Origin of the sequence: Flavobacterium sufflavum (genome assembly GCF_004016525.1) — a bacterium.
GTDB classification, from domain to species: Bacteria; Bacteroidota; Bacteroidia; order Flavobacteriales; family Flavobacteriaceae; genus Flavobacterium; species Flavobacterium sufflavum.
Genome location: NZ_SACJ01000006.1, coordinates 26,820 through 46,309 on the forward strand (window position 1 = coordinate 26,820; position 19,490 = coordinate 46,309).

A 19,490-nucleotide genomic window follows, 5' to 3' on the forward strand; every position below is an offset into this window, starting at 1 on the left:
TGTTTTTTAAATTTATTTTAAATTAAAAGTTGCATTTGCTCTCTCTAATTCTGCAAAGGCAATCCACGAATTACAAAGAGATATATTAGTATTTAGTTGGGCATTTACCCACTGATTTTGTGCGTCTAAAAGTTCGATGTAAATGGCTTGACCTTCTTTATACAATTTGGTTATGTCCTCATTATATTTTTTGGCAGATGCCTTCTGATTTTTATCGGCGTTGAATTGTTCCAATGCAGATTTCAGATTGTTTTGTGAAACCTGAAATTGAAGTAATAACTGTTGTTTCACATTATCTATTTGGGAACTTATTTTTTTTGTGTCTTCTTCAACTTGTCTAAGCCTATACTTGTTTTTGTTAGCTGAAAAAATATTCCATTCCAAACCAAGCCCAGCAAAGTAGTATCTTGATTGTTTATTTACTTCAAAATCAAAATCCTGAAAACCTAAATCTGCAAAACCACTTAATTTTGGAAACCAATAAGACTGTGTTAACTTACTTACATTACCATTAAGCACTTTAACTAAGCCTAGTTGTGTAAGTTCTTCCCTGTTTTGGGTATTCTCATTAACCATTACATTTGGCAGCAACTCATTTTCAGAATCAACTTCTATTTCAGTATCGAGTTTCTGATTGAGCAAGAAATTAAAATATGACTTTGCATTATTGCTTACTTGCTTTGCTGTCTCAAGGTTTGCTTCTATTCGAATTACTTCATTATCACTTCGTAAAACTGCTGTACGGTTTATTTTATCATTCTTAAAGAGGGATTGGTTAACTCTTTGATTTTCCTTTACCAATTTTAAAGCATCCTGATAAATTTTAACTCCCTCAATTGATTGTAAATATTTGTAGTAGGCAATTTTTATTTCCTTCACTAACTCTCTTTTGTAAATTTCGAGTTCTATTTTTTGCAAGGAATTTTGTTGCTTCTTGATTCTCTTATTATAAATGATCTCAAAATTTAGTAATGGCATTATTGTATGGATTTTGGCATCATAAAAATTATCCGGATTTATCAAAACTGACTGATTTTGCAAAGCCGGAAAAGCGTTGGAATTTGTGATTTGATTTAAGGTATTGTAAACCGGGTTTAGCAAATCCCCGATAGGAATATCTATTGTTCTTCCTCCTTCAGCTTTTGTATAATTAGCATTCAAAGATACCGTCGGATAAAAGAGGGAACGTGCTTCCTTAAGAGCGTATACACTCTTGTTAATATCAAAATTATGCTGCTTTATAACTTCGTTAGTGGTTAATCCAATTCGGATATAATTGTCGAGCTTGCTTTGGGCATATCCTAAATACCCAAGACAAATCATTAGCAGTGTTGTTAGATTTTTCATAATATTACATTGTTTACTTATTGAACATTGTTCATTTTTTTAATCAAAAAAATTTATAATTTTTCTATTATTTTTAAATATTCATTGTATCCGTCAAGCAGAATAGTGTCAGGATTAGTGAATTTTACACCTGTGATTCTCTGTCGAATTTGGAGACAGCACATACCGTGTACTAAACTCCAAACCATAAATGAAAGAGGTTCTACATTATGTCCAACGAAATGCCCTTTATTAATGCATTCCTCAATTGTTTTCTTAACATGGCCAAATGTTACTGCTCCTTCGTCCCAATCATCATTATTGGAGTTTTCTAAAAATTCCATAGGAGCTTTAACATTAAACATCAAATCATACATTTCTTGATTTTCCAGGGCAAATTTAATATAGATAAATCCCATTTTTCGAAGTCGTTCCATTGGGTTTTCTATACTAAATAATTCACTAAAGTATCCGCCCAATTCTTGAAATCCTATGGAATGAAGATCATGTAAAATCGCATTTTTATCTTTAAAATAGACATACACAGTACCAACACTATAATCTATTTCATCAGCTATATTACGTATCGTTGTTTGCTCAATTCCTTTTTCCAAAAAAAGCTTTTTTGCTCCTTTTAGAATAAGCATTTTTAACGCTTCTTTTTCTCTTGCTTTTCTATCTGCTACACTCATAAGTAATAAATTCTTTTACAAATATATGTGTATTTTTTGAACACTGTTCATTTTTTTTAATATTTTTTTCCCCACCTTATTTTTATACCCTAATAGTTTTGGTTTGAGTGATAAAAAACAACGATTCTGTAAGGAAATATTCGTAATTTGGCTCTCTTTTAACTGCTATTTACTCTATCACTAAGAAAGTGGTTAAAACAAAGTATAACTTCAAGCCATTCCTGGCTAAACTAATATTATTTTAAAATAGAATAACTGAAAACTATGAAAAAAATATTTCTAGTCTTATTTTTGATTGTAATGAGCAACAGTACTTATGGACAATCATCACCGCTTGCAGCAGAGAAATTAGCAAAATTATATCCAACAAAAAAGATTGTATCTCTTTATCACAACGATTGGACACAAAAATATTACCCAAAACGCATTCAAGAATTTAAAAAAAAACCGCTGGAGTTTGGAGAAATTGTATTTATCGGCAATAGTATTACAGAAGGAGGGCACGATTGGAGCGCAAGATTTGGGCTAGATCATATTCGGAACCGGGGAATTGCCGGAGATGTTACTGATGGTGTATTGAAACGTTTAGATGAAACTATATATTTCAAGCCAAAAGCTGTATTTATCTTGATTGGAATAAACGACCTGTTTAGCCTACATTACAATGAAGACAATCGTTCTTTAAAGTATGAAAAAATTGTTCCATCACCTGAATATATAGCGAAAAATATATTGAAAATTGCAAAAATAATTCATCGAAAATCGCCAGATACAAAGATTTATGTGCGTACACTTTTACCCAGTCGAAGGGAATACATTAAAGAAGATATTCTTGCAGTAAATAAAATGATTAAAAAAAATCAGGCTAAAGGCTATTATGAAGTCATTGATTTATATGCTCAATTTGTAGATGAATATGGGGAATTGCCAAGGGAATTCACTAATGATGGTGTTCATCTAAATGATAAAGGATATGCGAAATGGATAAACTTCGAGAAACCAATAATTGAAAGATTGTAAAATTACCAACTATTTTTGACCACATTACCTAAATAAAAAAGTGAGATTCTCAGAACCTCACTTTAATATCAACGGTTTTTTTATTATTACAAATTCTTAATTACAAATTCACTTCTTCTATTCAATTCGTGTTGTTCCTCGGTACAAGATTCACTTGGTTCACATTTTATAATTTGAACCGTTTCACCATAACCTTTGGCAAAAATTCTTTTTTCCGGAATTCCCTGGCTAATAAAATACTCTCTTGTAGAAGTAGCTCTTTTAGAAGAAAGGTCTAAATTGTATTTAGCATTTCCACGATTATCCGTATGCGAACCTATTTCGACTACCATATCCGGGTATTTTTTCATCAACTCAATTACTCTATTTAATATCGGTTTTGATTCTTTTCGAATGTACCATAAATCATAATCGAAGTAGATAGGATCGGTTTTAATCAGTAATCTTTCTTTGTCTTTTACAATATCTTTTTCGGTTGTAACAATTGCCGCAATCTTTTCTTTTTTCTTGATCTCTGCCTCCATGATAGCTTTTTTAGCTGCCGTTTCTTTTTCAACTTTCGCTTTTTCAGCAATAAGTGCAGCTTCTTTTTTCTGCTTTTCAACTAAGAGTTGTGCCTCTTTTTTCTTTTGTTGTTCAACAGCTAATTCTTCTTTTTTAATGACTTGCATCGATTTTAAAGCCATTGAAGCATCATTAGTTTTCTTTCTGTCTTTATACAATTTCAAGAACTTTGAAGCCTTGGTATACTCTTCTTTCGAAGCATTAACAGTATAACTTTTTTCGCAATCAACTGAAAAAGAAAAACGTCCATCGGCTGAAGTAATAACTTTTTGTATTTCTTTTTTATTGGCATCTTGCAAAATTACTTTAGCTTGAGCTAAAGGTAGTTTAGAATCCACATCAGTAATTACACCTGCAATATATTGCATACAATTTTCAACCACCAAAGGCTGAATTTCGCCTATTTCATAAATATCATCTCTTCCTTTTCCTCCTTTTCTATTCGATGCAAAATAACCGTGTTGCTTGTCTGAATCTATTACAAATGAAAAATCGTCATATCCTGAATTGACAGGTAAACCAACGTTTAAAGGAGTCGTAAATTCATTGTTCTTAATTTCAGAAACAAAAACATCCAAAAAGCCATAACCTGCATGACCATTAGAAGAAAAATACAATTTGTTGTCTTTGGAAACAAAAGGAAATTGCTCTTTCTTATCTGTGTTAATTGTTGGTCCAAGATTCTTTGGCGTACCATAATCGGAACCTAAAATAGCCACACTATAAATATCAAATGAACCTAAAGAACCAGGCATATCCGAAGCAAAATACAAGGTTTTCTCATCATTACTCAAAGCGGGATGTTCTACCGAATAGTCATCGCTATTAAATGGTAAAGCGGTTACATTTCGCCATTTCCCATCAATTAATTCTGCTTTAAAAATCTTAAGAACGGACACTTTTTCTTTATTTTTAGCTCTTATACCATCTATAGAATTGTTGCGTGTAAAATACGCCGTCTTTCCATTTTTAGTAAAAACAGCATTAGACTCATGCAATGGAGTATTCAATTCGATAGAGAATTTCTTAATCGAATCGACTCTGGCACTTTTAAGTGGAACCGACATTAAATCCAGATAGCTTTCGTTGTTCCATTTATAAACCTTATCCAAAAAATAAGGCTTTATAAGAACCGCTGAAAAAACCAATTTATCAGTATACTGCGTGGCTCCAAATTCAGAATTAGGGGTATTGATTACCATATTTTTAATTTCGAATCGATTCCCTAAAGCCGAAATATTTTCTAAAACGAGATTCTCTTTTTCAAGCTTTTCTATGGCTTTTTGATTATTGGTACTCAAAAAATAATCACGCATTACTTTATTGGACTCCTCATAATTTCCTGAAGCTTTTAAGGTTTGCGAATACCTGAAATAATACTCGGCAGTTGCTGCTTCGGGAAATCTCGAAATCAAGAAACGATAGTGTCTTTGCGCATTCGCATAATCATTGGTATAATAATAAGAATCAGCCAGGTTTTTCACCACTTCAAAAGAACGATTTCCGTTTAAAATCTTTTCGTATAGAGGAATCGCTTCGCTGTAATAAGTTCTTTCAAACAAGCGTTTTGCCCTTTGTAAATCTTGTGTTTGCGCTTGTGTAAATTGTATGGTGAGTACAATTAAAATAAGGTATATTCTTTTCATTGCTATCATATTAAAAGAATCTTGGTGATTTATCATATCCTTTGCCCAGTAAATCTAAATTAAACAACATAAAAACTTCATGTGTTCCTGAGTTGAACTGTCCTAAATTAGAAGTCGTATAATCGTAAGCGTAACCCACGCGAATACTAGGCGAAACTTTAACACTCATTAAAGCACTTACTGCATCATCAAAACGGTAGGAAGCACCCAACTCGAATTTTTCATTAAAGAGGACATTTGCCGAAAGGTCTAATGAAACAGCCGAACCTTTGACAACTTTAGTCATAAAAGCAGGCTTTAACTTAAAGGAATCCGACAAGTTAAAGACATAACCTCCTGTAAAAAACACATGGATTTCCTCGGAACCAAAAGCATTAATTCCAGAACGTTCTTCGATATGTTTGGACGAAAATAAATTAGGAGCTGACAATCCCAGATAATAATTATCGGTAAAATAATAGGCTCCTACTCCAATGTTTGGAAAAATATTATTTACATTTTCAGAAAAAGCCATATCAGTAGACGAATCGCCACTTTCAAATTTAAAGCCATTGAAATTCGTCTTAAACGAAGTAAATCCTGCTTTCAATCCCAATGATAATTTTGCACTACTGCTCATGTTTAAGACATAAGCAAAATCAGCATAGAAATTATCTTCTTTTTTAGCCCCAGCACCTATATCATCTGAAATCATCGAAAGCCCCATTTCTACTTTTTTAGTCAAAGGAATGTGTCCGAAAAAGTTAAATGTTTTAGGTGCTCCTTCTAAACCAGCCCACTGAGAACGGTATAAAACACCCAGATCTAACATTGCCTGAGTTCCCGTTGCATAAGCCGGATTGACAACATTCATATTGTACATGTAATGTGTATATTCAGGATCTTGTTGCGCAGAGACTTTTATTATCAATAATAAAAAACTGATACTTAATATTATTTTTTTCATTCGAAATTTAGTTTAGTATAATGAAAATCTACTATCGGTTTAGGTATAATTTTCCTTGAACTGGTTTTTTATTGCCTTTATTTAAATGAAGAACATAAAAGTAAACTCCGTTTGGCGCTATCCCATCAATTCCAATTTTATAATCCGAATTTTTACCATCCCATTCTAGTTTATTTTTATTTCCTTTAAAAAGTACATTCCCATAGCGATCAAAAATTTCTAAAGCAAAATCAGGATAGATAAATTCAATTTTTGGAATTCTAAACGTATCATTCACCATGTCTCCGTTTGGAGAAAATCCGTCTGGAGTAAAAAAGTCAGGAGTAACATCACAATTAGAAAGAGAAATTGTAACTTCTAAAGCGTTCGAATAACAATTTGTTGAACTTGTAAAATTATACCCATAATAAGTCATTCCGTCTTTCAAGAGTACATTGGCAGCCAATTGATTGCCATTTTGAAGAGCATCAAACCAAACTAAGGCATCATCCACAGTTGTTCTATTACTTAAATCTTGAACTTTAGGTTGGTCTAATCCGCAAAAGTTTTGACCATCAGTAGCCAATATTGGTGCGTCTGATTCGTTAATTGTTACCGCAATAACTGTTCTTCCCGATTCGCATCCCGTAGTCGAATTTACTTCTTTAACATAATAATTTCCAGTAACTAAAATTGTTGAAGCACTTAAAGCGGTAGTACTTGAAACCGAATCAAACCATTGGTATTGAGAACCACTAGGTGTTAAGTTAGCTATTGTTTTCAAATCATTTTTACAAAAACTAAAACTATTAGTTGCAGGATTAGTTGGAATACTGTTCACCAAGAATGATTTTGTTTTATTCAAAGCTACTGCACTACAACCATTGGAATTATCCAAAATAGAATTTAATATAACAGTTGTATTTCCTGCGTTTACAAGAGCTGAAGCAGGAATCGTAAAACTGGCATTCCCAGCATTGACCGTTAAAGTAACAGTTTGATTTGAAAGCGTATTGGTACCCGTTAACGAATAATCCACAGTAATGTTGGTCAAACTTCCTAAACCGGATAACTGAACTGTTGCAGTTTGAGCAAGACATATATTATTAGCATTTACCGTAACAGCAGCAACATTAGGCAATGCTTTTACAGTAAATACTTTTGACAGAGTAGAAGTGTTTGTACAGCCAGTCGTTAAATTGGTGATATTAGTAATACTGAAAGTTGTATTTGTTCCAACATTCGGAATTAAATTAGCCGGTATTGAAAATAGTGCCACTCCATTAGTAACCGTAATATCCAGCTGTTGGTTTGTAGCCGTATTATCTCCTGATAAATTATAGTTTATTCTATAAGTTCCGTTACTTAAATTCGTGTTTCCAGAAATTTCCACTTGAGCAGCCAATCCTTTACATATTGGATCTATTTTTATAGTAGCCGTATTAATTTTTGGCAAAGGAGAAATAGTCAAAACATCTGAAATTGTACCTAAAATATTAGAGCAAGCTCCACGACTGGCTTTATTGATAATATTTGTAATTGTAAAAGTATAGTTTCCTACAGCCTGTAAATAAATAGAATTAACATTAAAAGTAAAAGTACCATTTACAAAATTACCGTTAACGGTTATATTATTTGTAGTAGTTCCATTAGAAATTCTGTAACTAACATCATAATTCCCATCAGGAATCGCTTGTGGTCCTTTTCTTAAGGTTGCTGTATAAGTTGCTGTAGCTATTTCATTTTCACAAATATCTGAATTCACGACTAAAGTACTTCCGGTAAAATTTAATGGTTCTTCAATAACAATCAGAACTGTAGATTGAGTATTGTTACAAATAGGATTAGAAGATAAAACAGTGTACACAAAACTATAGATTCCTGCTCCACGCGTATTGTAGATATTTTCTACGTCAATTTTGTTATCATTAGTACTCGTTATTTGATTAGTACCAGATACATCAGCCCATCTTCCCCCTGCGTCTTCATTTGACAATCGGTCATGCAAATTAAGATTTTTGTATAAAGCTAAATTATCTGTACTACAAAGGATAAGATTAGAAGCAACACCCGATACCGGTTTTCTAAAAACAGTTATAAAAACTGTAGCTGATTGTGCCGGACAAGTAGCTAAAGCTGGGACGGTATAAGTATATGAATAGTTTCCTTCTCCTAATGTCTTTGGATTAATTGTATTACCCAGTAAAACAACTCCATTACTATCTTTCCATGTTCCATTTTGTTGGGGAGCTATCTTAGTTCCATCAAACGCTGAAAACAAATTAAAAGATTCTACATCATCGCAAGTAGAAACATTAGGACTTGGTACTCCTGAGTAAGGACCAATATTAACTGTTATCGTTGCCGTATTATTGGTACACACTGAAGGGTCTTGAACATAAGTATAGGTATAAACGCCACTGTTTTTTATCTTTTGAACATCTAATATTCCATTAAAAATACTTTCTTCTAATGGTTTTGAATTATCAATCCAGACTCCTCCTGCTGTTGGACTTCCTCCCAAAAGGCTAAAAAGATTGATATTACTATTAACTGGATTTTGAATATCACAAATTGTTATTGTATTACCACTACCGGCACATTGCGAATAACTATTTGAAGATAAAAGGAATAGAAAAAGAATAGAGAACTTTATAAAGTTATTTTTTATAAAACAAAGTAATTTTATCATCATACCGTAGTTTTTAGGTTAGATTTCAGGGGTAACACAATGCTAATGTAAGAAATAAAGTAGTAATAAAATCAAAAAAAGTCGACAGTGTTTTCGAATAATAGCAAAAAAAGCCTCACATTTCTGTGAGGCTTCCTATTTAAAGAATCAGAAAATTATTTTTTCTCTGATTTTTCCATTTTAGCTTTCAATGCAGCTAATACATCATTGTTATCTCCTAAAGTTGCAGCTGGTGCATTAGTAGTAGATGCAGATGAAGTATTTTCAGTTGCAGCTTTCACGTTTTTCTCTTCTTCTTCACGGAAGATAGCAGTATGAGAAGCAACTACTCTTTTGAATTCTTTGTTGAATTCAATTACTTTGAAATCAGCTGTATCACCTTTTTTCAATTTCTTTCCGTCTTCTTTTTCAAGGTGACGAGTAGGAATGAAAGCAACGATATCATCTCCAAATTCTACAGTAGCTCCTTTGTCAACGATTTCAGAAATCTCTCCGTTGTGGATAGTTCCAACTGCGAAAGAATCTTCGTATTGATCCCAAGGATTAGCAGTAGTTTGTTTGTGACCTAAAGATAATTTACGTCCGTCAACATCTAATTCTAATACAACTACGTCTAATTTTTCACCAACATTTACAAATTCAGATGGGTGTTTGATTTTCTTAGTCCAAGATAAGTCAGAGATGTAGATTAATCCATCAATTCCTTCTTCTAATTCTACGAAAATACCAAAGTTTGTAAAGTTTCTAACGATACCTGAATGTTTAGAACCTACAGGGTATTTAGAAGTAATATCAGTCCATGGATCTTGAGTCAATTGTTTGATACCTAATGACATCTTACGATCATCTCTGTCTAAAGTTAAGATAACTGCTTCAACAACATCACCTACTTTTACGAAATCCTGAGCAGAACGTAAATGAGTAGACCATGACATTTCAGAAACGTGGATTAAACCTTCAACACCTTCAGCAACTTCGATAAACGCACCGTAATCAGCGATTACAACTACTTTACCAGAAACTTTATCACCAATAGTTAAGTTAGCATCTAATGCATCCCATGGGTGAGCGTTTAATTGTTTCAATCCTAATTGAATTCTTGTTTTCTCATCATCAAAATCAAGGATTACAACGTTCAATTTTTGGTCTAATTCAAGAACTTCAGATGGGTGGTTGATTCTTGACCAAGAAAGGTCAGTAATGTGGATTAATCCATCAACACCACCTAAGTCAATAAATACACCGTAAGAAGTAATGTTTTTAACAACACCTTCTAATACTTGTCCTTTTTGTAATTGACCGATGATTTCTTTTTTCTGTACTTCAATATCAGCTTCAATAAGAGCTTTGTGAGATACAACAACATTTTTGAATTCGTGGTTAATTTTTACCACTTTGAATTCCATAGTTTTATTTACGTAAACATCGTAGTCTCTAATTGGCTTAACATCAATTTGAGATCCTGGTAAGAACGCTTCAATTCCGAAAACGTCAACGATCATACCACCTTTAGTTCTGCATTTAACGAAACCATTAACGATTTCTCCAGTTTCATTAGCAGCAATAACTCTATCCCAAGATTTAATAGTACGTGCTTTACGGTGAGATAATACTAATTGACCTGTTTTATCCTCACGGATGTCGATTAATACCTCTACTTTGTCACCTACTTTTAAGTTTGGATTGTAACGGAATTCATTTAAAGAAATAACACCTTCAGATTTAGCATTGATATCAACGATAACGTCTCTATCAGTAATTCTAACTACAACTCCTTCAACTACTTCTTCTTGGTCAGTAGAGATAAAAGTTTTAGATACTAGTTCTTCAAACTCTAATAAGTTTTTTTCATCTACTGCATCAATACCTTCTTCAAAGTTGTGCCAGTTAAAATTTGCTAAAAACTCTTCTTGTGATTTAATTTGTTCAGACATGCTGATAAAAAATTTGTATTCTGCATTCTCTCGAGTTTCTTGATGTGATAGAAAACAACAGAAGTTGTTTGTATAATTAGTTGATACCTAAAGGAAACTCTTATTCACCAAAAGGACTGCAAAATTAATTCTTTTTTATGTAACTACAAAACAAATCCCACTGATAATCACCACTAAACCCAAACTCAGCCTCATTTATACGCTTTTTCCTTTTTTTAGGAGCACAACGACTTGGTTTCCAAGACTCACTTTCCTCCTGCTGTCCGTTCTATCTCTTGTCTCGTCCCAAAAGACGAGACAAGAGGATGTCTCTTCCATCAGGGCTATTTAGGGTGTTTGGTTTTCAGAATACATTTTGTAAAGATATTTTGATATATTTGAAAGAAAAATAACACATGATCATTGTCATACATATCTACCCAAAATCAGGTGGCTTTGTGTGATTTCATCAAACATATAAGCAAATTAGCTGTGATTTTAACCAACAACAATGCAAAAATTCAAACCACAAATATTAACACTGAAAAATCAAAAAACTGTAACAATTAGAGAAGCAGAAATTGATGATGCGGAAAAGTTGCTCAATTGTATAAAAACTTATGTTCCACAAAGTGATTACATTCCGAAACTTGAACAAGAAATTAAACTGACAATTGAACAAGAAAAGGAATGGATTAATTATTTTTTGACAAACGAAAATTCTTTGCTTTTAATCGCTGAATTTGAAAATGAAATAATCGGGAATATTGACTTAACTGGCAACCGAAGAAAAATAATGGAACATACAGCAGTAATTGGAATGGGAATGCTTAAAGAATGGAGAAATTATGGTCTTGGAACAGCATTATTAAAATTGGCAATTGAATGGGCAAAAGAAAATTCAATTCTTGAACTTCTTTGGCTTCAAGTTTACACAGACAACGAATTAGGATTAAGATTGTATCGTAAATTAGGATTTGAAGAAAATGGAATAATGAAAAACTTTTTTAAGCAAGACGGAAAATACTTTGACAATCTAACAATGACAATCAACGTAAAATAAAAAAACATAGCTAACAAGGGTTTTGCGTCAGGCGGGCTGAAGTACAAAATTCAACCTGCTCCCAGATAGCGCGGATTTGTAATCCGTGCCCGCAACAGTGAGCAACACCTAACACTTCAACCATTTACAAACTGAAAAATTGACATTTCTTTCTTAAAAATTATTAAAATTTTCAGAAATAAAAAGACTTCAAAAACCGAAACAACTAACTTATTGTCAGTTTATTACAAATGGTATTTTCTTTGTAGATTATATAAAGAATGTTTAACTTAAAAAATTAATTATTATGACAGTTGTTAGATATCAAAATCAATTGCCTAGTTTATTTGACAGATTTTTTAATAATGATTTTGAAGGTTGGAATAGAGACAATTTTTCAATGACCAACACTACTTTACCTACTTTGAATATCAAAGAAAATAAAGATTCCTTTTTTGTAGAAGTGGCTGCTCCGGGCTTTGAAAAATCAGATTTCAAAATTGAACTGAATAATGATTTATTAACTATTTCTTCAGAAAAAAAACTAAACAATGAACTCAAAGATGGAGAAAGAATTACCAAACAAGAATTCAGTTACCAGTCTTTTAGCCGCTCTTTCTCTCTTCCTGAACTAGTGGATGATGAAAAAATTTCAGCCAAATATGAAAATGGTATTTTGTCTATCACAATCCCTAAAAAAGAAGAAGCAAAACCAAAAACTCCAAAACTAATCAGCGTAAAATAAGCTGTTAACAAAAAAAAATGAGTTAGATAAACACTAACTCATTTTTTTTTTGACACTCCAAAGAAGTTCCAACCTAATTTTACATTTAATTTCCAGTAAGTTAAAAATCCTTTCAAGAGTTTCATTATTTTTTTCAGACAATAAAAGCTTCTACAAGCCTTAAATATTTTTTTATCTGGAAAAACCTCCTATATTTGCACTCGCAATCACAAAATGATAGCGACATACTGGAGAAATGGCAGAGCGGTCGAATGCGGCAGTCTTGAAAACTGTTGACTGTAACAGGTCCGGGGGTTCGAATCCCTCTTTCTCCGCAAGCTGAAAAGCAAACGGTACTAAAACCCACTAAATTCAACAATTTAGTGGGTTTTTACTTTTTAGGATATATCAAATTATTCATTAAATCTCAAAGTTTAGGTGTCTTTCAAGGTGTCACTAAAAAATCAAATTTTAAGTGACACCTAACAAAGAAAAACACCGCTATTACAGGGTGTTCAACAGCATATTCAAAAAATGTACATCTTGTGTGTAGTTATTAAATCAAATAAATTTAATAATAACTTTAAGGTCACCAACCATGAACACATCAGTATCAATTCTCTTTTATATCAAGAGAGCAAAAACCAATAATTTAGGGTTTTGTCCGATCTACACCAGAGTTACAGTAAATGCCAAGAGATTTGAGTTTAGTACCAACAAATATATCAATCCTGATAAATGGTCCTCAGAAGGTAATAAAATTAAAGGTACTACAGAAGAAGCTAGAACAATCAATAGCCATCTTGATTATCTAAAAAACCAAGTTTTAGAAGCCGAGAAGAAACTTTTCAAGAAAGACATTACTTTAAATTCTGAAAATCTAAAGAATGAATTATTTGGATTATCTGAAACCAAGCGCATGCTTGTTCCCATCTTCCAAGATCATAACAATAAAATAAAAGAGCTTATTGGAAAAGAATACGCTCCAGGAACATTCGAACGCTACACCACCTCACTCAAACATACCATTGAATTCTTGCAATGGAAATACAACGTTTCTGATATCGATATTACAAAGATTGATCACGCCTTTATAACCGATTATGAATTTTGGTTACGAAGTGTTAGAAACTGTGCCAATAATACTGCAGTAAAGTACATCAAAAACTTCAATAAGATTATCAAAATTTGTTTGGCCAATGACTGGCTTGATAAAAACCCATTTGTAAACTATAAATCAAAAGTCAAAGAAGTGGAAAGAGTTTATTTAACTGAAAGTGAAATTCAATCCATTATTGAAAAAGATTTTAAAACAGAAAGACTGTCTTTAGTTCGCGATATCTTCATTTTTAGCTGCTTTACTGGTTTAGCTTACATAGATGTCAAAAACTTAACAAAGTCTCATATAAGCTTCGGAATAGATGGTGAGAAATGGATTTTTACACATCGCCAAAAAACAGAAAGTGCTTCCAAAATTCCAATCCTTCCAGTTACTCAAATGATAATAGATAAATACGAAAATCATCCACAATGTAATAACGAAGATAGACTACTACCTATCTTATCCAATCAAAAAATGAATGCATATTTAAAAGAAATTGCTGGAGTTTGTGAAATTGAAAAAGAATTAACTTTTCACATTGCTAGGCATACTTTTGCGACAACTGTAACACTCACAAATGGCGTTCCTATAGAAAGTGTAAGCAAAATGCTTGGTCATAAAAATTTGAGAACCACGCAACACTATGCAAAAGTTTTGGATAGAAAAGTGAGTGAAGACATGAAGATCCTAAAAAATAAATTGGCAATTTTAAAAATTCCTCCTTTAGAAAAAAAAACAAAACCTTGACCATATTTAAATTTCATGTTAATTAACCCCAAAAAAGTACCATAGAAGATGAAACACCATTGTGCAAAATAAGCTTCATTGAACAGCTTGAAAATAAATACAAACAGATCATCTTTAAACTAATTGGTAAAATACTTACCAATAAAAAATTAAAAATTCCTTCACTAAAAATACTATAACTCTATGTTTTATCTTTAAATTTAATTAAGAACTCATCGCTGACGAGAACCTGCGAGATGTTTTACAGATACTTTTATAATTCTAATCCTGATTAATAAAATATAACGATTGTTGGTAATTTGCAATTGCAATTAGAGCTTCATAAATATATTCAGTAACTAAAGCACCTCCTTTAAAATTAATTAAATTAATATCATCTTCGGGAGTATGGTATTGCGGATGTCCTCCCGTATGAAATCCTATAACAGCTATAGAAGATTTGTAAAAGGAAACATGATCGGAACCTCCAACTTCACCCGCGTGAATGACAGGATTCAGTCCGCTTTTTTCACCCAGTTGTTTCATCAATTCAACCCCGTCAGGAAAAGTTCCAGCACCACCCATATAGATTTGTTTTTCAGCATTCAATCTTCCTACCATATCCATATTCAGCATTACTTTTACTCCATTTTTTGGAACAGCTAAATGATTTACAAAATATTTGGATCCCAATAAACCTTCTTCTTCTCCGCTAAAAGAAACAAAAATAATACTCCTTTTAGGCTTAACTTTAGACTTTGTAACTTTCCTTAATATACATAGTAATGCGGCTACCCCTGAAGCATTATCATCAGCTCCATTATGAATAGCCATTGTATCCTTTTTTTTACTTCCGGAATTTTTTCCTCCCCATCCCCAATGATCATAATGTGCTCCTATTACTACATATTCGTTTTTTAGATTACTATCTGAACCTTCAATATAACCAACAACATTTTGAGCAACAACACTATCTGATTGCATCTTATTAATACCTTCTTTTACAAATATCTTAAAAGGCTGATAATAATTCCCATTGAACTTTTTCAAACCATATTTCTGAAAATATTTCTTTATATAAGCTGCGGCATCATTATTACCCTTTGTTCCTGGAAATCGTCCTTCCATTTTATCAGAAGACAGGTATTTATCATGTTTGTAAAATGCTTTTGCGAGACTATTATTTTGAGCACTAACAGTAGCACTCAAAAATACTGCAATGATAAAAAAGTGCTTCCATTTTATTTTTTCTAAAAATAACATAATTTGTTTTCAGATGAATGATTCGTTTTTATAATAATCTTTTATAAAATCAATACCCAACTATTTTAGTTCAAAAATTTTATCCATCAATAACCATTTTTCTCCTGGTTTAGCTCCAGGAAGTGCTTGTTGAAATTTCCACATTAATGTTTCCCATTCTTGAACTTTTGGATTTGTAGCATCTAATTTTGACTTTTCTTCAAAAGAAAAATTAGAATCGGCTTCAATAATCATCAACAAACGATCTTGAATGTTGTAAATTTCAAGACTAATAATTCCTGATTTTTTAATGCTTTCAATAATTTCAGGCCAAACATTCTGGTGAAATCTTTTGTATTCCTCAATCAAATTTGGATCGTTTTTTAAATCTAAAGCAAGGCAATATTTTTTCATAATTCTTTATCAATATCTATATTTAGAAGTCTATAAAATGCTTCTACATTATTATTTTTTTATTTTAAAACTTACATACTTGATGTATTTTCTATTATAAGTATATACAACATGAATTTGACCATCGTTAGTTTGAATAATTGCCGGATAACTGAATTCTCCTTCATTTTGATTTTCAAGATCAAATAACTTCTCCCATGTCACACCGTCTCTTGAATACTCAACATCTAATACGTTTCTTCCATAAAACCAATCTTTTCCTTGTGGCGAAGGATTATTTACTAATAAAAATGAATTGTTTGATAATCTTAATGCATCAATTCCTGAATTTGAATTAACCACATTCAAAGTATCTGCATTACTCCAACTTTTTCCATTATTGAAAGACCAGGTTGTAATCAACTTATTATGTTTACTTCTAAGCAACATCTGAAGCTTTTTTTTAGAATGAACTAAAATTGTAGGTTGGATAATATCAAAACCTTTATCATTAGGAATAGCCATTTTAGACCAACTATCCGTTAATTCATTATAAATTTCTGCATGCGCTCGCCACTGATTGTTTTCTACACTTTCTGTACTACTTCCACATAAAATAATTCCTGGAGATATTTCTATAGCTTTATTTTTAATTGGTCCTAAAAAACCTTCTGGTAAGTATTTAGGAATACTCCAGGAAACACCGTTATCCAATGAAGTAATCATTGCTCCAAACCATTCTCTAGGGTTTTTACCCACTTTATAAAAAAGATATAATCTTTTACTCTTACTTTTGAATAAAACAGGATTCCAACAAGCTAAAGTATCTCCTTTTATTACAGCAGGTTTGACAACGATTTGGGCAGGAGTCCATACTCCATCTTTATATTTTGATGTATAAATACCAACGTCTTTAGCTCCTTCATAACTTCCGCCAAACCAGGAAGCCATAATTTCATTAGGCATATATTCAACAAGGGTTGCAGCATGGCTATTAATAGTTACTGGTTGATTAGAAATATAAATATGAGTAGTATTACTAACTTTTGGTTTCTTAAGTAATGAGCTACATGAAAAACATATTGGAACAATAAATAAAATTAAATATTTCAATTTTAGACTCTTCATTATTTTACTATTTACACTTACATTGAGATATATAAGCATTTTAAATTTATTTCTTATCTCCATTTAATCCCAGTTTATGCCCAGCAACAGCATAATATAAAATGACAAGATAACAAGGCAATAAAATCCAATAGCCTTTAGTAGAAGCCGTTGCTGTAGCCAAAGCTTCATTCATTCCTTGAGCCAAAAAGTCAACTTTATTAGCATCTACCAATTTTCCATATAAAGGTGGAATTATTGCTCCTCCTGAAATTGCCATAATCAATAAAGCAGAAGCTGTTTTTGTAAATTTACCCAAGCCTTTTAAAGTTAATGGCCAAACTGCAGGCCAAACCAAAGCATTTGCTATTCCTAATACGGCTACAAATAAAACGGAGGTAAATCCATCTGCATACACAATACAAAATGATAATATAATTCCTAAAATTGCACTTAATTTTAAGGCCAGAGTTTGGGTAATATATTTTGGAATTAAGAAAGCTCCCAAAGCATAAGTTACCACCATCGCCATCAAAGTGAATGTGGTAAAAAACTTAGCATCGGCAACTGGAATTCCTAATGAAATTCCGTATGCAATAATAGTATCTCCAGCAATAACCTCTACACCTACATACATAAAAAGTGTTAGTACTCCGAGCCATAAATGTGGAAATTGAAAAATACTGTTTTTAGTTGTAGTACCGTCTTTTGGTTCTTCAATCAATTCGGCTTCAACATCTGGCAATGGTGCTTTTCTAATTAATATTCCCAAAATAAATAAAACCAAAGCCATTACAAGATATGGCGTTACTACACTATCTGCCATTATATTTAACAATTCGGTTTTTTCAGCAGCACTTACCACATTTAATTTTTCTTTAATTTTATCTATCCCTGATAATAGCAATGCTCCAAATATAAGAGAACCTAAAGCACCTGCGACTTTATTAGCAATACCCATAATAGAAATGCGTTTTGCGGCACTATCAATTGGCCCTAAAATAGTGATATAGGGATTTGATGCGGTTTGCAATAAGGTCATTCCTGCACCTTGGATAAAAATTCCCATCAAAAACATCCAATAAGTTCTTGCTTCAGCAGCTGGAATAAAAACCAAAGCCCCCAAACTCATTATAAACAAACCTAATGACATTCCTTTTTTATAACCAATTTTTGATAAAATATAAGAAGCTGGCAAAGCCATCACGACAAATGAAATATAAGAAGCAGAAGCTACCAAAAGCGATTGTGCAGAAGTCAATTCATTGATGGTTTTCATAAATGGAATTAAGGCTCCGTTAATCCAGGTAACAAATCCAAAAATAAAAAATAGCCCAGCTATGATCATAATTGGAATTAAGGTATTGTTTTTAGTCTGATAAGACAATGCACTACTTGCCATAATTATTTATTTTTTAATATTTTCAATTATTTAAACACCTAATAATCAGTTTTTTTTACAATTAAGAGATAACTGTTTTATATATTAATATTATTCATTCTCAACAAATACGATTCAATATTTCTTTAATTTTATCCAAATCAGAATGAACGATGATACGTTCGTCAAAAAAAATTGAACTATTCATTGCTATTGCTCCCAATTCATTTACATACTGTATTGATGAAGCAGAACAATGAATCTCTTTAAACCCTGATTTTTTAAATAAGATTGCATTTTCTGAATTTATTCCTCCTGCAGGAAGTATAATTAGCTTATTATTGGCTTGTTCTACTAAACTTTTAAGTTGTTCAATTCCATCAAGAGCAGCATTACTTTTTCCAGAGGTCAAAATCCTGGCAACTCCAGCATTTATTAATATATCCAACGCTTCAGAAGAATTCTCAATCCAATCAAATGCTCTATGAAAAGTAAAAGATAAAGGCTTTGACAATGCTATTAATTCTTGCGTCCTTATAACATCAATAGTATTATCAGCTTTTAAAACGCCTGAAACAATACCTTGACACCCCAACTCTTTACATAAATTAATATCTGCTCTCATTATAGCAAATTCTTCTTCAGAATAGGTAAAATTTCCACTTCGAGGTCGTATTAACACATGTACTGGCATTGACACATTCTCCATCACTTTTTTAAGTAAACCGTATGAAGGAGTAATACCCCCTAAAGACAATTCAGAACACAACTCAATACGATGTGCTCCCGCATTTTGTGCATTTATAGCCGATTGATAAGAAGAAGCACAAATTTCTAATACCATATTTTTTTATTTTTAGTCAAAATAATATTCAATGTGTACTACCATGTAGTTTCAATCTTAGCAAGAATTATAAGGTGAATTCTCAAAACTAAAACAAATCATTTAAAATTGAATATTGGGATATCGTCTTCTAAAGAAATTGAATAATAAA

15 protein-coding genes and 1 tRNA gene are annotated in these 19,490 nt (G+C 32.0%); 5 read left to right on the top strand and 11 right to left on the bottom strand.

Annotated features, from left to right (window positions below):
- Nucleotides 1-12 precede the first annotated feature (12 nt).
- Together EOD40_RS10895 and EOD40_RS10900 are read right to left on the bottom strand one after the other, a co-directional pair.
- Nucleotides 13-1,347 (bottom strand): TolC family protein, encoded by a 1,335-nt coding sequence (locus EOD40_RS10895; protein WP_128195439.1) that lies wholly within the window; start codon nucleotides 1,345-1,347, stop codon nucleotides 13-15.
- A gap of 53 nt (nucleotides 1,348-1,400) precedes the next feature.
- Entirely contained in the window at nucleotides 1,401-2,018 is a 618-nt protein-coding gene (locus EOD40_RS10900) for a TetR/AcrR family transcriptional regulator (protein ID WP_128195441.1), read from the bottom strand.
- Between the two features lie 264 nt (nucleotides 2,019-2,282).
- Between EOD40_RS10900 and EOD40_RS10905 the strand changes: the two genes are divergently transcribed.
- A complete protein-coding gene (locus EOD40_RS10905; RefSeq protein WP_128195443.1) occupies nucleotides 2,283-3,038 on the top strand; it encodes a GDSL-type esterase/lipase family protein in 756 nt (251 codons plus the stop codon).
- A gap of 86 nt (nucleotides 3,039-3,124) precedes the next feature.
- Here EOD40_RS10905 and EOD40_RS10910 read toward each other — a convergent pair whose 3' ends face one another.
- From EOD40_RS10910 to rpsA, 4 genes are all read right to left on the bottom strand, one after another.
- Nucleotides 3,125-5,248 (bottom strand): OmpA family protein, encoded by a 2,124-nt coding sequence (locus EOD40_RS10910; protein ID WP_128195445.1) that lies wholly within the window; start codon nucleotides 5,246-5,248, stop codon nucleotides 3,125-3,127.
- Between the two features lie 10 nt (nucleotides 5,249-5,258).
- Nucleotides 5,259-6,194: a PorP/SprF family type IX secretion system membrane protein gene (locus EOD40_RS10915; RefSeq protein ID WP_128195447.1), complete on the bottom strand. Its 936-nt coding sequence runs from the start codon at nucleotides 6,192-6,194 to the stop codon at nucleotides 5,259-5,261.
- 31 nt (nucleotides 6,195-6,225) lie between these two features.
- The gene (locus EOD40_RS10920; protein ID WP_128195449.1) at nucleotides 6,226-8,868 is read right to left on the bottom strand and encodes a gliding motility-associated C-terminal domain-containing protein; all 2,643 of its coding nucleotides are present in this window, start codon (nucleotides 8,866-8,868) and stop codon (nucleotides 6,226-6,228) included.
- 152 nt (nucleotides 8,869-9,020) lie between these two features.
- Nucleotides 9,021-10,799: a 30S ribosomal protein S1 gene (rpsA, locus tag EOD40_RS10925; protein WP_128195451.1), complete on the bottom strand. Its 1,779-nt coding sequence runs from the start codon at nucleotides 10,797-10,799 to the stop codon at nucleotides 9,021-9,023.
- Between the two features lie 490 nt (nucleotides 10,800-11,289).
- Between rpsA and EOD40_RS10930 the strand changes: the two genes are divergently transcribed.
- The 4 genes from EOD40_RS10930 (at nucleotide 11,290) to EOD40_RS10945 (ending at nucleotide 14,393) form a co-directional block, all read left to right on the top strand.
- Nucleotides 11,290-11,841, top strand: a complete 552-nt coding sequence (locus EOD40_RS10930; RefSeq protein ID WP_128195453.1) for a GNAT family N-acetyltransferase — start codon at nucleotides 11,290-11,292, stop codon at nucleotides 11,839-11,841.
- 286 nt (nucleotides 11,842-12,127) lie between these two features.
- Nucleotides 12,128-12,565, top strand: a complete 438-nt coding sequence (locus tag EOD40_RS10935; RefSeq protein ID WP_128195455.1) for an Hsp20/alpha crystallin family protein — start codon at nucleotides 12,128-12,130, stop codon at nucleotides 12,563-12,565.
- 229 nt (nucleotides 12,566-12,794) lie between these two features.
- Nucleotides 12,795-12,879: transfer RNA gene (locus tag EOD40_RS10940), tRNA-Ser, on the top strand.
- A 263-nt stretch (nucleotides 12,880-13,142) separates the two neighbouring features.
- A complete protein-coding gene (locus EOD40_RS10945) occupies nucleotides 13,143-14,393 on the top strand; it encodes a site-specific integrase (protein WP_128195457.1) in 1,251 nt (416 codons plus the stop codon).
- Between the two features lie 261 nt (nucleotides 14,394-14,654).
- On the opposite strand, the gene EOD40_RS10950 is transcribed toward EOD40_RS10945, so the two are convergent.
- The 5 genes from EOD40_RS10950 to EOD40_RS10970 all read right to left on the bottom strand — a co-directional run bounded on the left by EOD40_RS10950 (nucleotide 14,655) and on the right by EOD40_RS10970 (nucleotide 19,339).
- Nucleotides 14,655-15,635 carry a M20/M25/M40 family metallo-hydrolase gene (locus tag EOD40_RS10950; protein WP_128195459.1) on the bottom strand — a complete coding sequence of 327 codons (981 nt, stop codon included), beginning with the start codon at nucleotides 15,633-15,635 and terminating at the stop codon, nucleotides 14,655-14,657.
- A gap of 60 nt (nucleotides 15,636-15,695) precedes the next feature.
- Nucleotides 15,696-16,028 carry an L-rhamnose mutarotase gene (locus tag EOD40_RS10955; protein WP_128195461.1) on the bottom strand — a complete coding sequence of 111 codons (333 nt, stop codon included), beginning with the start codon at nucleotides 16,026-16,028 and terminating at the stop codon, nucleotides 15,696-15,698.
- A 51-nt stretch (nucleotides 16,029-16,079) separates the two neighbouring features.
- Nucleotides 16,080-17,120 (bottom strand): sialidase family protein, encoded by a 1,041-nt coding sequence (locus EOD40_RS10960; protein WP_231129613.1) that lies wholly within the window; start codon nucleotides 17,118-17,120, stop codon nucleotides 16,080-16,082.
- 61 nt (nucleotides 17,121-17,181) lie between these two features.
- A complete protein-coding gene (locus EOD40_RS10965; RefSeq protein WP_128195465.1) occupies nucleotides 17,182-18,516 on the bottom strand; it encodes a sugar MFS transporter in 1,335 nt (444 codons plus the stop codon).
- 100 nt (nucleotides 18,517-18,616) lie between these two features.
- Complete coding sequence (locus EOD40_RS10970; protein WP_128195467.1) at nucleotides 18,617-19,339, bottom strand: copper homeostasis protein CutC; 723 nt, start codon at nucleotides 19,337-19,339, stop codon at nucleotides 18,617-18,619.
- Nucleotides 19,340-19,490: the final 151 nt, after the last annotated feature.